Genomic DNA, 14,678 nt, shown 5'->3' with positions numbered 1-14,678 from the left:
TCGACACATCCATATTTTTCAGTTGCCTCTTTAAAAGCCTTTCTGACAGACTCCATGCTTGCCAGATTTGGACTAATTCCAGCAACTATTGCATTTGGATATTTTTCTTTTAATTTATCTACAGCAACGTCTGCCGATTCCTGTGAACTTGCTGCCAACACAACTGAAGCACCTTCCTTCAAGAATTTATCAGCTGTAGCAAATCCTATACCACGGCTTCCACCCGTAATGATTGCAACTTTATCTTTTAATCTCATTTAGACTACCTCCTTACTTTGTTTGTAGTTACATTATAAGCAAAAGGTAAATCATTTTCTGTGATATCATCACAAACTATCGCAATAAAAAACCCTGTTGCTCACACGCACCAGGGTTTTTGTTTATCTATCCGTATTTAAATAATCAGAATTTTATTCAACTTCTGAAAACTGATCTTTTCCAACATTACATAATGGGCATTCAAAATCTTCTGGAACGTCCTCCCACTTTGTTCCTGGTGCAATACCACCTTCTGGATAACCTTCCTCTTCATCATATTCCCATCCGCAAACGTCACATACATATTTCATTAGTTTGTTCCTCCTTATAAATATATTAATACACAGCATATATTACTGTTGTATCTGAATTATTTTGTAATCTCAGCACGAATGTCAAGTGTTTTTAGCATTTCCAGAACCCATGAAGATTGCAGTATGCGTATACTTCTTCTACATATTCTCCATCGCAAAGACAAAAATCTGCTACCGGCTCCTGCCCTGGATTTAACTGTTTTCTGTATATTCCCTGGTTTGTATTTAATGTAATCCACTCAATGAAATGCTCTTCAAGCATTGGATGTTTTGTCTCTCCGACCACGACATGAACATGACTGCCTTCTACCGTATATACAGGTACATGCTTCTCAACAGCAGCATCTGTCACTCCGGCTTTTAATTCCTGCATAGGTTCTCCGCAACAAATTACAGGTACCCCCTTATCCTTTACCTTTTCAACAATGTTTCCACAATGCTTACATATATAATACTTTACTTCCATGCTTTTATCTCCTTCCATGTGTAAAATTTATAATCCAATTGTCTCTATAATCTTTTTCAAAGAATCTGCGGATTCCTTAAGCTTTAACGCTTTCTCTCCACTTAAATTAATAGGTATATCAGACTCAATGCCATCTGCACCTACAATAGCCGGCATACTTAACGATACTCCGTCAATGTCATATACTCCATGAATCATATGAGATACTGGGAGTATTGATTTTTCATCTCTCATAATCACTTCGCAGATTCTTTTTACAGACATTGCGATTCCATAATATATAGCGTGCCTTTTGTTTATAATCTCATAAGCACTGTTCTTGACTGCTATAGCTATTTCTGCCGTGTTTTCCTTGTGCTTGTAATGTCCACGCATTTCACACATTTCACTCTCGTAATAATCTCATCCCCTTAATAATTCTCTTCATGTACTTCAAAATAGCTCTGTGGATGATTACATACCGGACATACTTCAGGTGCCTTAGTTCCTACCACAATATGCCCGCAGTTACGGCATTCCCATACTTTAACTTCACTCTTTTCAAAAACTTTAGCAGTTTCAATATTCTTAAGAAGTGCACGATATCTTTCCTCATGGTGCTTCTCAATCTCGCCTACTGCCCTGAATTTTGCTGCAAGCTCAGGGAATCCTTCTTTCTCAGCTGTTTTAGCAAAGCCTTCATACATATCTGTCCACTCATAATTTTCGCCTTCTGCCGCTGCCGCCAGGTTTTCCTTTGTATCACCAATTCCTGCTAATTCCTTGAACCACATCTTTGCATGTTCTTTCTCATTATCTGCGGTTTTTAAAAACAATGCTGACATCTGCTCGTAGCCTTCCTTTTTCGCTACAGAAGCAAAATAGGTATACTTATTTCTTGCCTGCGATTCCCCTGCGAATGCCTCCTGTAAATTTTTCTCAGTCTGTGTTCCTACGTATTTGTTTGCTGCCATTTCTTTTTTCTCCGTTTTCTTTACTATTTTTTCAAAATCTGATGCTGGGTGCTTACATAAAGGACATATAAAATCATCCGGTAATTCTTCTCCTACATATTCATATCCACAAATTCTGCAACGCCATATTGTCTGCCCATCCTCGGTTTTTCCGACTGCCTGTGGCTTAGGTTTAATATTATTCTGGTAATAATCATATGTGACAGAAGGAACATTACTTAAAACTTCCATATCTGTTATCTCACCGATAAACATTGTATGTGATCCTAAGTCCTCCGTTTTATTAACTGTTACAGAAATGTATGCATTTGTATCTTCTGTAATATAATAAATACCATTTGTACCCCTAGCACACTTTTCAAATGCTTCAAATTTATTGGTATCCCTTCCTGATTGGAAGCCAAAATGTTTAAACAATTCAAACCGTGCCTTCTGACTTAAGACTGATACTGTGAATTTTCCAGTTCTCTGAATCATGTCATGCGTGTAATTTGCTTTGTTGACGCAGATACTTAACTGGTTCGGTTCTGAAGCTGCCTGAATGGCTGTATTAATAATACATCCATTGTCTTTTTCATCTTCCCTGGCAGTCAGTACAAACAATCCATAACTCAACTTATACATTGCTTTCCTATCCATTTTTTCCTGCATTTTGGGCAAATACCTTTAAATGAAATATCATAATCCAAAAATTCGATTCCATGAGTGTTATGAATTCTTTCCAGCAAATCCGGTATTTCATCCATATCCACATCTGAAACTTCGCCGCATTTTATACACCTGACATGGTAATGATTTTTCAATGAAAAATCGAACCTATTCGCTCCATCCGGAACTTCAACCTTCCTTAACGAACCCTCATCTACCAATATATCAAGATTTCTATATACAGTTCCTTTTCCGATTGTAGGATATGCTGCTTTTATATCTTGCGTTCGATTATTTCCAACTCCCGCCGTTTTTTTCTATCAGTTTTTTCTGATTTAACAACTTATCTTCTATCACGTCGATGTCTCTGTTTCCCAAAAACTCTCCAATCTGACCCAATGGCATATCCAAAACGCGCAAGTAACGAATCGTATTTAAAACCTCAAACTGACGTGCACTATAATAGCGATAGCCTGTTTCCGGATCTGTGTATTCTGGTTTCAACAGACCTGCCTGTTCATAATGCTGCAAGCTGCCAACACTGATATGAAACATTTTTGCCACATCACCAATCTGGAATAATTTTTTATTCTCCAAGCTGTTTCTCCTCATGAATTATGTCTGTCATTTTCTGATCAAAACAAGCATCAACCTGTGAAGCGATTTCTCCATCAAGCCATCCTTTTTCTACCATATCATTTAAAATACCGTAAGCTTTTTCATGTGGCATTCCCTGTTTATACGGGCGGCTTTCTGTCAGTGCCTGATAAATATCGACACACGCCATGATGCGTTCCTGTGTGTTTAATTCAGCAGCTGTTTTTCCAAATGGATAGCCTGTCCCGTCCAGTCTTTCATGGTGAAAGGCAGCCCAGTCACGTATCTCTTCAAAATCATCGATTTCTGACAGAATAGAATAAGTATATGCTGCATGGTGTTTCATAACTGCAAACTCATCATCCGTCAGTCTTCCCGGCTTCTCCAGAATTTTGTTACCTATGGCAACCTTTCCAATGTCATGCAGCGCTCCTGCAAGATACATTTTCTGCATTGTCTCCTCATCAAATCCCATAAATCTGGATAATTTCTCAGCATCTGCCGCCACACCTATGGAGTGTGTACTCGTAAATGGTGATTTATAGTCTACGATGCGTGCGAAAAATTTCGCCAGTACTTTAATCTGTTCAAAGCTAAGATCTTGTTTTGTACGCGGCACTCTGTTCCATAAACGAGTCTCCACATCTTTTTCTCCAAGTGACAGAAAATGTTGTTCAGAAAAAGCATGTCTAAATGCTTCTATACATTCTTCATCCGCTATAGAACCTGTGATTTCCTGAAGAAATGCTTCTACATTCTGCCAGGTGCCTGAATCAAAAGAATCACTGCAGCAGACCTGGTCAAGCAGATCACATAGATGGATAATTCGTGCAAAAACCGGTACTTCTGTCCATTTTTTTCCAAAAGGTCCACTTCCATCTGCATTCTCATGATGATACAAAATGACATTCTTTATATCCGTATGGGATGGAATGTCTTTCATGTTCTTCTCACCTGCCGCACAGTGAATTCCCAGCTCCAGTGGAATCGCCGAACCTATTGCACTTGCAATATCATTGTGTAATTCTTCCTGAATATATTGAGTCAGTGCATTATCATGTAACAACGCACCGGCTGTCAGATCCTGCAGACTCTCCCCCTGAATTCCCATCTGTTCTGCCATGCAGACACTCATATATGCAACACGCTTCGCATGCTTATATGTTACATGCACTAACTCTGCTTCCACACAGTCCAATGCATAGGAACACGCTCCCAACAATCCCAAAACATCTAATTTCATACCCTTTTGTCTCCTGTCTGTATCATATATCTGACTGTTATTTTATCACAAAAAATTTATATAAAAAAGGTTTCATTATTATTTATACAAAAATAACAGGCAAATCTTTATCTGCATAATTATCAAATAAAAGACGGGATTATATATCATCATTATTATATTGTCAATAATATAGTAATAATTCTCATTATTACTAAAAGATGCCCATACTGAGCATCTTTAATCTAAATCATTGTTCTATTTTTCGTTCAAAAACATATTCAGTATCTGATGATAAATCAGAACGGAATGAATAACCTAGTCTATCAAATTTCTTAATATCCTCAGGATTTTCAATACTGTTTTCTGCCATAAATCTGACCATTTCACCACGAGCCATCTTAGCATATGTACCTTTTGTCACCAGTTTATCTCCTGATAACTCACAAAATGTAATCGTAATGTATCTATCCTGTTGTGTCAGATATTTTTCTATACATTTAGAGTATTCTTTCGATGCCAGATTGATTATAACCCTGCTGTTATCAATCACTGAGCGGTACAATAAATCTCCCCAGTACTCATACAGATTTTTTGTTTCTCCTATTCCAACCTTCGCCTGCATTTCCAAACGATAAGGCGTCACACCATCTCTTGGTTTTAACACACCATAAAATGCAGATATTATTCTCAAATGATTTTGTACATACTCGAACTGACTGTCTTCAAACACTGATGGAGCCATATATTGAAAAGCAATTCCTTCATATGATAACACAGCTGGAGTAAGTAAATGATAAAGATCCATGTTTTCAAATCTATTGAAGTTCTGTTCTGTAATTTTGTCATTACATTTCCAGATAGTCTTCAGTTCTTCTTTTGACTTACTTTTCAACCAACTTTGTATCTCAGTCGTCTTTTCAATAAATTCAGGCAATGCATCCGGTGCTATGCTGTCAGTATCTGTAATCATTTTTTTAGCAGGGGATAATATTATCTTCATTAATCTAATTCCTTAAGCATATTTTCAGGATCATCTGCAGCCTTGACTTTATCATTTGCCTTTATAATAATCCCCTGTTCATCAATAAGATATGTGGTTCTTACTACTCCCATAGAGACTTTGCCATAATTTTTCTTTTCTTTCCATACATCATAAGCTTCAATAACTTTCCGCTCTGGATCTGCTAAAAGTGTAAATGCCAATCCATATTTTTCCTCAAATCTCTTATGAGAGGATACAGAATCCTTACTGACTCCAAGAATAACTGCACCTTTTTCGGTAAACTGAGGGTATCTCTCAGAAAAACCACATGCCTGTTTCGTGCATCCCGCTGTATTATCCTTGGGATAGAAATATAAAATCACTTTTTTTCCTGTATAATCCGATAATCTATGTATTTTCCCATTTTGATCGGGCAACTCAAAATCAGGTGCCTTAATTCCTACTTCCAACATTATTTATTTCTCCTCATCTGTAACTTTCTCTTTTTTTGCCTTTTCTTTTCTATTCCCAGTAATCATTTTATGACCTGTATATATCGCCATTACCATACATAACATAGAACTTAAAGCAAAGTATTTATGACTTGATTTTAGCTTTTTATATCCAGTGTAATAAGTCCCAAACATTGTAATTAATGCTCCAACTGACCAATATTTATGTGCTTTCATGTAATTCCTCCATTTTTTCAGTGTATTCAATTGTAATTATACTCTACCACATTCCTATGTCAATTTAATAATAGTGCATTCCTATAAATTTTTCAGAATATCATGGTTAAAACTATGTATTGTTATCCTATAATTTTTCTTTGAAAAATCTAACCAAAAGCTTACCTTCAGGAAATTACTATTACCACTGAACCGCACTTGATAAATCCCATTCCCGCTGCAGTGTTTGTTACGAACCGAAGCTGTGCTTCTGATACTCCGATAACCTCTGCCATCTTAGAACTATCCGTATTTGCCTGCTTTCTTACTTTTTTCCTGAGTGCTGCAAGTATTTTGCAGAGTAATGCAGCTTTCATAGTATCCGTCTCCGGTAGTTCTCGGACCACTGACAACCTGATATCCATCACCTTTTAACCTTTCCGTTAATGTATCCACAGAAGCCCTACTTCCTACACTAAATGCAATATGAACATAACCGGTTCTCAGCAATACCTTTCACTACATCCAGATAAAACAGTCCACTCCAATTGCAGTATAAATAGATTTTCTCCACACCATTCATTTTAAATCTCGCCTCTGCATTGCCCTGTGGATACAGTTTCACCATTTGTATCCTGTCTGCAGAAACAGCCGCAATAAACGATATATAATGCTGCTTTGTCATATCGTGCTCAATCTGCACATAATATTCATTTTCCTCACGCAGTCTCTTTATGACTGCACCTGTTACATACTGATTCATGTTCGTTACCTCCATGACACCATTCTATTTCAGAGTATGAATATCCCCAACCTACAGAGAGTAGAGTTCGAATTTGCTCACTTATTTTTCCATCCCATCCAGAAGCTTTATAAATCTTTTATCATTCATCTGCTCATTCGTGACATATTCTCCGTTATAAAATAATGCATAGGTTGTAACCGGTGTCGGAGCATTTTGCGCTTCTTCTTTTGTTTCCAGTCTGGTTGCCTGAAACGGAACCTCTCTTTCCTTGGCAACTTCAAGAAGCACCGGAACATATTTTGCATTAAACGGACATTGATTGGTATAGTACAATACATAGCCTGTCTGCTCAATATGTGGATGCTTCGCACACTCCTTAAATTCAGGCTTAGCCGCATCCAAAGAAAAAGGCAGATACCAGAGCTGAATACCATTATCTGCTTTATCGCAGACTGTAAAGTCCTTATATTTCAGGAACTTCGGGTCTGCCAGAAAAGGCTTTTTCTTAGCGGCTGACAGGATACAGATTCCCTTTTTCCCCTTCGCTTTGCTGTCTTCTACACAGGCATTCAGTAAATCAGTCGAATAACCATTGCCTTTGAAAGAACCAGCCACCCACAGACAATCAATATACATATAACCCTCTGCTATGATTGGATTCCATGCATTTTCTGCCGGAATATACTCGATAAAGCATTTTCCACGCTCTACACTCTTGAGAAATACCAATCCATCATCAAATCGCTCTTTCAGCCAGTTTTTCTTTGATATTACCTGTATATCCTTGTTGCTTGAAATCGCACAGCAGATATGCTCTTTTTCAATATTTTCTTTCGTCACTCTTATATATTCCATGTTTTTTCTCCTTATACTTGAAACTATCTCTATGTATGCATTCTAACCATTTCTTTTACGATTTCTGATTAACCGGTTAATATCAGCTGCTGTTTTCACACTAACTCCAAAATCCACCATATGCCACACTATTTTCCCAAGCAGAATAAATGCCGCATAAATCACCGCATCTATCGGACTATACCAAAAATGCCAGCAATGAGCAATCGGAAGCAAAACAGCTTCCAGTATAACCAAATGAATAATGGTACGTATCCACCACTGCCTTTGTGTCAGCTCCTCCTTGGAGTAATATACCAATACAGATAACTCTGCAACTAATGCAAATAACATACATTGCCCCATATATACTGCAATATTCATTACGGTTTCCTGTCCGAACAGACTACACATGCAAAAGGATACAATCATAATAATTCCACATACCATAATATATCTTCTTATTACAGGAATCACTTTTCTCATGAATTATCACCTCCACATTCCGAGTTTGTGTTTTAAATTATTTACATATTTACGCGATACGAGCACAGTTTCACCGTTTGATAATACAGCCTCGAATCTCCCTGAAATCGATGGATGCACATAATCAATTTTATCTGCATTCAGAATCATTGATTTGCTACATCTAAAAAACAGATCTGTATCGCCAATATGCCTCCTGCAATTCCAATACACGTAAGCGTTTCCAGTATTTTTCCACTTTCCAGAAACCTTCTTCTGCTTGCAACAATATATAAAATTGCTCCATAATAAAGCACCAGGGTTCCATAACAGATATACACAGAAAATCCCATGGAATACCAGGTCGTAGCACCTTTTATATAATGAAGTTCGCCTATTCCTGCTGTGGTCAGCAGTACCGAAATCATTCCCTGTAAATTCAAAAACACTTTTTTCCATTTGGCAGTTTTGTCATATCCAATCAATAATTCCCACAACAGACTTTAATGTGGTTGTTTTACCGGCTCCATTATGACCGATAAACCCATAGATTTCACCCTTCTGTATATGCAAATTCAAATCGTCTACTGCTGTTTTATCACCGTATCTTTTTGTCAGATGTTCAATTTTTAACATATTATTTTCCTCATTTTCAAAATTCTTTTCTATGCTTCTTTACCTGTTTTCTTTTTCTGGCAGACGTGTCATAAGCAGGAAAATCACTCCCAACACCACGATACTGCCAACCATAATTAATATCATCTGTGTAGTATTTACTACATTTCCATGAAACTGCGGATTGCAGTCCAATGTTTCCCTAATAGCTGTAATCAGCTCCTCTGGCAGCTTCTCACTCTCCATCTCCTCAAATATGCCACGTAGCATATGATTCTTAATAAGTGAAGTTCCATAAGTCACCGGAAGATATGACAATGCTTTCTGCAATCCAGAGCCAAAATTAGAGATTGGCATATATGCTCCACAGATAAAGCCATAGCCTGCGCTGACAATTGTTCCTACTGCTGACATCTGCCCCTGCGTAGTAAGCGGATAGCTTATAATACTTGAAAGTGTACTACCAAATAGCACCAGAAGAATCTCATCAAAAATAATCCAAAGTACATCCACAAAGCTTAAATACCAGCCCATTTTTCCTATGTAGATAAGTCCAATCACAAGTGCCAGCCCATTTACCATAAGTGAATTAAGCACTGTTGCCAGAAAATATCCAAGATTTATCTTTGAACGGCTTACCGGAGATACATTAAAATCTTTTCTTGCACCACTTGCTTTATCCTGCACCATCGTAAGATTCACGCAGAATGTTACTGTCACACAGCTTACTGCTAAGAGAGCTGCAACAAGCTGAGATGCACCTGTCCCGTCTATCAATTTATCTGCAATCGTAAATCCTTCTGGAAATGCTGATGTAAAAGAGTCTTTATAAACTTTTGCTAAAAATGTCGCATACAATACAATCAAAATAAATGATGTGATAAGTGCAGAGAAAAACATTCCTTTATCTCTGAAAAATAATTTCCTATTCCTATTTATAAGAGAAATAACTGCCTTCATTCGTTTTCACCTCCAAGTACCTTACCAGTTACTGCAAGAAATACATCATCCATTCCACCTTTTACAACCTCGTAATCTCTGAATATCTGCTGATGCGTAACGATAAGCTTTGTTGCTTCTATCGTATTTCTTATTTTTATCTGATATCCGTCCCTGATTGCCTTATAATTCATACCAATAGACTTGATTTCATCTTCTGTCACACCATAGATTGATACTGTATCCTGCACATAGGTACTCTTTAATTCAAATGGTGTTCCTTCAGCTACTATGCTTCCTTTATCAAGGATTACGACATATCCCGCATTAGCAGCTTCCTCCATATAGTGCGTCGTGAGAAATACCGTAAGATTCTCATCTGCTCTAAGTTTTTCAATAACTTCCCATATCCGCCTTCTTGTCTGCGGATCAAGACCGGTGGTCGGTTCATCCAGAATTAATATTTCAGGTTTATGTAACAACGCTCTGGCTATATCAATCCTTCTCCGCTGTCCTCCTGACAATTTACCGACAGGTCTGTTTATATAATCTTCAAATCCAAGAAGTTCTGTAAGCTCTTGAAGCCTCACATCAAATTCCATTCCAGTGATTCCATAGAGCGCAGCCCTGCTTTTCAAGTTTTCTCTTACAGTAAGTGGTTTATCTAGCACGCTATCCTGAAATACAATTCCCAGTTTTTTACCCAGCTCATTTCCCAGCTTTTCAGAGGCTACTCCGTCAACCTCCACGCTCCCACTATCCTTGTGAAGTTGACCACATATAATAGAAATTGTTGTACTCTTTCCAGCACCATTAACGCCAAGGAAAGCAAACAGTTCTCCCCTTTTAACCTTGAAATTCAGGTCATTAACAGCTTTCACATCGCCAAAGCTCTTAGTTAGATGACTTATTTTTATGATATCTGATTCCATTTTGTTCTCCTTTTTTCTGCAATCTGCTGTTCTCTCCGCTCCTGTACACCTTTTTCTTCTAGACTACAAAAGCTCTGCAAATACGGCAATACATGATTCTGCATATCTGTCAGATCTTCCATTGCCTCTGCTAGCTGTTCTGTGGTCATCTTCTCTGGATACATTGCTTCCCGAACATCCCACATCGGTACATACTTATTAACTGTATATCACATCGCATTTTTATCCAAATACTTGCTTCAATAATCAAAACCATATCCAGATCTCTTGTTGCCCTGAAATTTACTTCATTGCTTTCAAACAGAATATCACAGGCTGTGCCACCTATTAAAACATACTGTTCTTCATAATCTTTAAAGTACTTCTGAAATGTATCTAATCCCTTGACCATACATATTCCTCCAACATCTCATTAATAGAAATATCTACCCGTTCCTCTTCTTGCTCTTCTTCTGTCAGTGACAGTACTACGCTCAAAGGGTCCTGCAAGCCTTTTCCCAAAAAATCAGTGAAATATCCAACTTCCAAAACAACACATCCAATTTCTTCCAATTCACTTGCTTGCTTTTCTTCTTTCACTCCACTAGCTTTCAGCTCTTTCTTCGTTACCGCATAGGTAGGATAAGCGTTATCGGACAAAAGAGAATACTCACATAAAGCAGAAATACCTGCTTTCTTTTCAAGTTTCATATCTTTTCTCAATATAAATCTTCGGATCACTGGATTTCTTAACACACTCTCAATCTGCTGCCATAATTGTTCTCGGTCATCCGGAATATTGATAACTCTTGATTTACCTTTCATGCCCAACACATTAACATTTAAATATTCCAACTCATCAAAGCACCTGCTTGCAGATTTTGTTGACACTTCCAAACGTTTTGCCGCACCAGATACTCTCACTTCATTCCATCGTTCATAAATAGCAATCAGAAGCATTTTTTGCGTCAAAAATGAAATTAAATGAACTGGTGGCAATTCTCTTTCATTTTCCTTACTCAGCAAATAACCAATAAATGGAAGAAATACTTGCTTTCCGTCTATAACAAAAGGAATTCCTTCTTCCATCAATTTTTCTTTTATATAAAATGTAGTTCGATCAAGGAATATTGCACAGTTTAATCCTGTCATTTTTTCTACGCCAGCTCTATCTCTACGTAACATAACAAGTCCGACATTCTCTTTGGGATGAATAGCCATCCATAATACACCATTCATCTCTACCGTAAAAATATTATATCTTCCACGATATGCTAACGGAAGCTTTTTATATACCTCTTTATTCTCCGTCATTATTACATTTTGCTGTAATGATTTTTCCAAAAATTCTTTCATATTAATCACCTTTTTATAAAATGTGACTCTTTTTACATCACATTTATAATTTATCATATGTTATTTAATTTTTCAAGTAATATGTAATCACATAATCTAAGAAAAAAGACGCAAGATTCAACCTGCGCCTTTACTATTCTAACTAAGCCGATCCGGTCTTCCAAAGGTATAAATAAGGTGTAAAAATGGGTTACAAATTAACTGTATAACACATCACATTTTTATCCGAATACTTGCTTCAACAATTCCACAATATCCTCATTTTTCAAGCATAAGTTCCGAAGCAATACGCAAAACATCTTTTTTATATTTCTTACATCTTTCCGCCATAAACAGGGAAGATTCCACTATCACCATAGCTCTTAATTTTCTTAAAATTTTTTAACAGTTCCATGTCTTCAGCACTAATTTCAAAATCTAGTTCTGCATTACTCTTCATATGTTCAGGATTACCTGTTTTTGGCAGAGAAATGGCACCAAGCTGAAGCGTATATCTAATGCAGAGCTGTGGAACAGTCACACCATATTTCTTTGCAATCGTAATTATCTCCGGTTGATTTAATATTTCACCATGAGCAATTGGTGAGTATGCTTCTACAACAATATTATTCTTCTGGCAATATTCTACTAACTCCATTGGTGTATTACTGATATGAAGAAGAATCTGATTTACCATTGACTTAATCTTTGCTGTTTCAAGAAGACTTGCAGTATCTTCAATCAGAAAATTGGAAATTCCAATTGCCTTAAGTTTTCCTGCCTTATAAGCATCCTCAAGAGCTTTCCGAGCTGTGGAATTTTCACTCCATTATTCAATACAATACTATTATCAAACATTTCATTCACCTTCCTATTGTAATTTCCCATATTCTTCATCACTTACCGGTTCAAGCCATTCATTAGAACCATTTTCGCCCGGAACTTCTATTGCTAGATGTGAAAACCATTCATCCGCTGCGGCGCCATGCCAGTGTTTCACTTCTGCCGGAATATTGATGCAGTCGCCTGGCTTTATTTCTACAGCATCTTTCCCTTCTTCCTGATAATATCCTCTTCCGGCAACACATACCAGGATCTGTCCTCCCCCACTTTTTGCATGATGAATATGCCAGTTATTTCTACATCCTGGTTCAAATGTTACATTGAAAATTCCAACCTGGGAAGTAGAAATCGGTGCAATAAAACTTCTTCCAGAAAAATACTGTGCAAACCCATCATTTGGTGCACCAATCGGAAACATCATTTCTTTTGCATGCGCACGCATCGCTTCCTCTTCGTATGGCAAATCTCCTTCGCCTGTTTCCCACACTTCCTTTGCAAGATTGAAAACAGCCCATGCTTTTGGCCAACCTACATAGAATGCGACATGTGTGATCACTGCAGCAATCTCTTTTTGTGTTACACCATGATTTTTTGCATTTTGAAGATGATATTTTAAAGAAGAATCTGTAATTCCAGAAGCCATCAGCGCAACCACTGTGATGATAGTTCTTGTTTTTACATCAATATCCTGGTTATTCCAGTTTTCGCCAAAAAGCACATCATCATTAAAATGTGCAAACTCCGGTGCGAATTCGCCAAGTGCATTTCTTCCTGCTGTCTGTATTATTTTTCCCATATTATGTATCCCTCCATAGCACTGTTATTTATAAAGATTTTACCCAATCACTGATTTCCTGTTTTGTTCCACGATTTAACAGGCTGCCTTCTATGATAACTGCATCTGGCGCGGACAGCTGTAATTCCTTTATAGTATTACCGAATCCACTTCCACCGGATGTTGCAAAAAGCACGATCTTTTTACCGCTAAAATCATAAGTTTCCAAAAATGTATTGATGATTGTCGGGGCCACATACCACCAGATTGGAAATTAAAATGTAGCCAGTTCCCCTCATGCGTTGATTTTACTGGGTTTAACTGTATACAAAACTGTGTTTACTGTTACTATCTTTCATTCTTTTCCAAAATAGCTTTGAAGCATAGGCCACATTATTTTCATATATGACACAAAGCTCAGCTCTACTTGTGCTTCATTAAACCATCCAACCATAAAGCTATTTATCTCTTCAAATAATACTTTTGAAAGTTTCTGAATAATAATTGTGTTATCCACTTCTTCAGTATAATCTTTCGCATACATTTTACATATAGAACGCACTCCAAAATAATTATATAGCACACCTACCGTTGTTTTTAATGCTTCAATATCTCTTGGAAAATCTGTTCTATTCATCATATTCACTACTAATTGATGTCTTGAGTTTAGGTAATTCCTAACTGTACTATTACCTATTTCAACATCAACTGTAAATGAAAAATCTTGAGTTTGTATACTATCTGCTCCTAACATTATCATCAATTCAACTTGTGCTGCATGATATTCTGTATAACCAGACAAAGCCATATATTTCCAAGAATCTTGCTTTGCATACATTTCCGTATCTAAAATATGCGTAAATTCATGAAACACAATATACCTTGGTATTTCCGAACTTTTGCATATCCTTAATATATGTTCATCTGTTTTCGTATTATAGTAAGCTTGGGCGGCTGAAGCGAATCCTGCTGCATCGCTTTCCTCAACATTAATTTCAAAAAAATCTATCTTATACTGTGGTAATTTCTCAATTTCCATAAACTCAATATATTCTTTTTCATATTCTTTAATTAAATTTTTAATTTGTATTTCTGTCATATTGTT

General features: G+C 37.0%; 24 protein-coding genes and 4 pseudogenes. All 28 read right to left on the bottom strand.

Translation table 11 applies throughout. The annotated features are described in order from the left end of the window. Positions 1 to 257 (bottom strand): SDR family NAD(P)-dependent oxidoreductase (locus tag D8Q48_RS14725; RefSeq protein WP_121057004.1); only part of this gene is annotated, 257 nt, incomplete at its 3' end. A 153-nt stretch (positions 258 to 410) separates the two neighbouring features. Further along, the gene (locus D8Q48_RS14720; protein ID WP_005339874.1) at positions 411 to 569 is read right to left on the bottom strand and encodes a rubredoxin; all 159 of its coding nucleotides are present in this window, start codon (positions 567 to 569) and stop codon (positions 411 to 413) included. 94 nt (positions 570 to 663) lie between these two features. After that, entirely contained in the window at positions 664 to 1,038 is a 375-nt protein-coding gene (locus tag D8Q48_RS14715) for a desulfoferrodoxin family protein (protein ID WP_117989805.1), read from the bottom strand. Positions 1,039 to 1,065: 27 nt separating this feature from the next. Then, a complete protein-coding gene (locus D8Q48_RS14710) occupies positions 1,066 to 1,422 on the bottom strand; it encodes a hypothetical protein (RefSeq protein WP_330514730.1) in 357 nt (118 codons plus the stop codon). Positions 1,423 to 1,448: 26 nt separating this feature from the next. Next, positions 1,449 to 2,630: a rubrerythrin gene (gene rbr / locus D8Q48_RS17835; protein WP_121057006.1), complete on the bottom strand. Its 1,182-nt coding sequence runs from the start codon at positions 2,628 to 2,630 to the stop codon at positions 1,449 to 1,451. Next, a complete protein-coding gene (locus D8Q48_RS14700; RefSeq protein ID WP_347562309.1) occupies positions 2,603 to 2,917 on the bottom strand; it encodes a transcriptional repressor in 315 nt (104 codons plus the stop codon). The genes rbr and D8Q48_RS14700 overlap by 28 nt, the downstream gene beginning before the upstream one ends. Before the next feature lie 13 nt (positions 2,918 to 2,930). Beyond that, positions 2,931 to 3,236: a MerR family transcriptional regulator gene (locus D8Q48_RS14695; protein WP_240576926.1), complete on the bottom strand. Its 306-nt coding sequence runs from the start codon at positions 3,234 to 3,236 to the stop codon at positions 2,931 to 2,933. Then, positions 3,226 to 4,479, bottom strand: coding sequence for an HD domain-containing phosphohydrolase (locus D8Q48_RS14690; protein ID WP_117989803.1), 1,254 nt, complete (start codon positions 4,477 to 4,479; stop codon positions 3,226 to 3,228). The genes D8Q48_RS14695 and D8Q48_RS14690 overlap by 11 nt, the downstream gene beginning before the upstream one ends. A 229-nt stretch (positions 4,480 to 4,708) precedes the next feature. Continuing rightward, positions 4,709 to 5,461, bottom strand: a complete 753-nt coding sequence (yaaA, locus tag D8Q48_RS14685; protein WP_117989802.1) for a peroxide stress protein YaaA — start codon at positions 5,459 to 5,461, stop codon at positions 4,709 to 4,711. Continuing rightward, positions 5,461 to 5,916, bottom strand: a complete 456-nt coding sequence (gene bcp, locus D8Q48_RS14680) for a thioredoxin-dependent thiol peroxidase (RefSeq protein WP_117846056.1) — start codon at positions 5,914 to 5,916, stop codon at positions 5,461 to 5,463. The genes yaaA and bcp overlap by 1 nt, the downstream gene beginning before the upstream one ends. Positions 5,917 to 5,919: 3 nt before the next feature. Beyond that, on the bottom strand, positions 5,920 to 6,132 hold the full coding sequence (locus D8Q48_RS14675; protein ID WP_117989801.1) for a DUF6219 family protein: 213 nt from the start codon (positions 6,130 to 6,132) through the stop codon (positions 5,920 to 5,922). Between the two features lie 167 nt (positions 6,133 to 6,299). Further along, positions 6,300 to 6,488: a hypothetical protein gene (locus tag D8Q48_RS14670; protein WP_117989800.1), complete on the bottom strand. Its 189-nt coding sequence runs from the start codon at positions 6,486 to 6,488 to the stop codon at positions 6,300 to 6,302. Then, positions 6,415 to 6,627, bottom strand: a pseudogene (locus D8Q48_RS17670) (VOC family protein); the annotation flags it as partial. The gene D8Q48_RS14670 and the pseudogene D8Q48_RS17670, both read right to left, overlap by 74 nt. Further along, a complete protein-coding gene (locus D8Q48_RS14660; RefSeq protein ID WP_243116318.1) occupies positions 6,587 to 6,874 on the bottom strand; it encodes a desulfoferrodoxin family protein in 288 nt (95 codons plus the stop codon). The pseudogene D8Q48_RS17670 and the gene D8Q48_RS14660, both read right to left, overlap by 41 nt. Before the next feature lie 81 nt (positions 6,875 to 6,955). Further along, positions 6,956 to 7,711, bottom strand: a complete 756-nt coding sequence (locus D8Q48_RS14655) for a GNAT family N-acetyltransferase (protein ID WP_117989798.1) — start codon at positions 7,709 to 7,711, stop codon at positions 6,956 to 6,958. 42 nt (positions 7,712 to 7,753) lie between these two features. After that, positions 7,754 to 8,176, bottom strand: a complete 423-nt coding sequence (locus D8Q48_RS14650) for a DUF3021 family protein (protein ID WP_117989797.1) — start codon at positions 8,174 to 8,176, stop codon at positions 7,754 to 7,756. A gap of 6 nt (positions 8,177 to 8,182) precedes the next feature. Further along, positions 8,183 to 8,326 (bottom strand): LytTR family transcriptional regulator DNA-binding domain-containing protein, encoded by a 144-nt coding sequence (locus D8Q48_RS17665; protein ID WP_243116317.1) that lies wholly within the window; start codon positions 8,324 to 8,326, stop codon positions 8,183 to 8,185. After that, positions 8,323 to 8,598, bottom strand: a complete 276-nt coding sequence (locus D8Q48_RS17660) for a hypothetical protein (protein ID WP_243116316.1) — start codon at positions 8,596 to 8,598, stop codon at positions 8,323 to 8,325. The genes D8Q48_RS17665 and D8Q48_RS17660 overlap by 4 nt, the downstream gene beginning before the upstream one ends. A 40-nt stretch (positions 8,599 to 8,638) precedes the next feature. Continuing rightward, positions 8,639 to 8,791 (bottom strand): annotated as a pseudogene (locus D8Q48_RS14640) (ATP-binding cassette domain-containing protein); the annotation flags it as partial. A 39-nt stretch (positions 8,792 to 8,830) separates the two neighbouring features. After that, on the bottom strand, positions 8,831 to 9,730 hold the full coding sequence (locus D8Q48_RS14635) for an ABC transporter permease (protein WP_121057000.1): 900 nt from the start codon (positions 9,728 to 9,730) through the stop codon (positions 8,831 to 8,833). Then, positions 9,727 to 10,641 (bottom strand): ABC transporter ATP-binding protein, encoded by a 915-nt coding sequence (locus D8Q48_RS14630; RefSeq protein ID WP_117989794.1) that lies wholly within the window; start codon positions 10,639 to 10,641, stop codon positions 9,727 to 9,729. The genes D8Q48_RS14635 and D8Q48_RS14630 overlap by 4 nt, the downstream gene beginning before the upstream one ends. Next, positions 10,623 to 10,805 (bottom strand): hypothetical protein, encoded by a 183-nt coding sequence (locus D8Q48_RS14625; RefSeq protein WP_117989793.1) that lies wholly within the window; start codon positions 10,803 to 10,805, stop codon positions 10,623 to 10,625. Before D8Q48_RS14625 ends, D8Q48_RS14630 begins: the two co-directional genes overlap by 19 nt. After that, entirely contained in the window at positions 10,787 to 11,032 is a 246-nt protein-coding gene (locus tag D8Q48_RS14620; protein WP_117989792.1) for a hypothetical protein, read from the bottom strand. Before D8Q48_RS14620 ends, D8Q48_RS14625 begins: the two co-directional genes overlap by 19 nt. Next, a complete protein-coding gene (locus D8Q48_RS14615) occupies positions 11,017 to 11,976 on the bottom strand; it encodes a hypothetical protein (RefSeq protein WP_117989791.1) in 960 nt (319 codons plus the stop codon). Before D8Q48_RS14615 ends, D8Q48_RS14620 begins: the two co-directional genes overlap by 16 nt. A gap of 313 nt (positions 11,977 to 12,289) precedes the next feature. Beyond that, positions 12,290 to 12,748 (bottom strand): annotated as a pseudogene (locus D8Q48_RS14610) (aldo/keto reductase); the annotation flags it as partial. Positions 12,749 to 12,826: 78 nt separating this feature from the next. Continuing rightward, positions 12,827 to 13,594 (bottom strand): carboxymuconolactone decarboxylase family protein, encoded by a 768-nt coding sequence (locus D8Q48_RS14605; protein WP_121056998.1) that lies wholly within the window; start codon positions 13,592 to 13,594, stop codon positions 12,827 to 12,829. Between the two features lie 28 nt (positions 13,595 to 13,622). Continuing rightward, positions 13,623 to 13,847, bottom strand: a pseudogene (locus D8Q48_RS14600) (flavodoxin); the annotation flags it as partial. Between the two features lie 81 nt (positions 13,848 to 13,928). Next, on the bottom strand, positions 13,929 to 14,672 hold the full coding sequence (locus tag D8Q48_RS14595) for a hypothetical protein (protein ID WP_006426953.1): 744 nt from the start codon (positions 14,670 to 14,672) through the stop codon (positions 13,929 to 13,931). Between the last annotated feature and the right edge of the window lie 6 nt (positions 14,673 to 14,678).

Origin of the sequence: Ruminococcus sp. B05, from assembly GCF_003628495.1 — a bacterium.
GTDB classification, from domain to species: domain Bacteria; phylum Bacillota; class Clostridia; order Lachnospirales; family Lachnospiraceae; genus Schaedlerella; species Schaedlerella hominis.
Note: the sequence above shows the minus strand (reverse complement) of the source record. Positions and strands in the feature narration are given on the sequence as shown.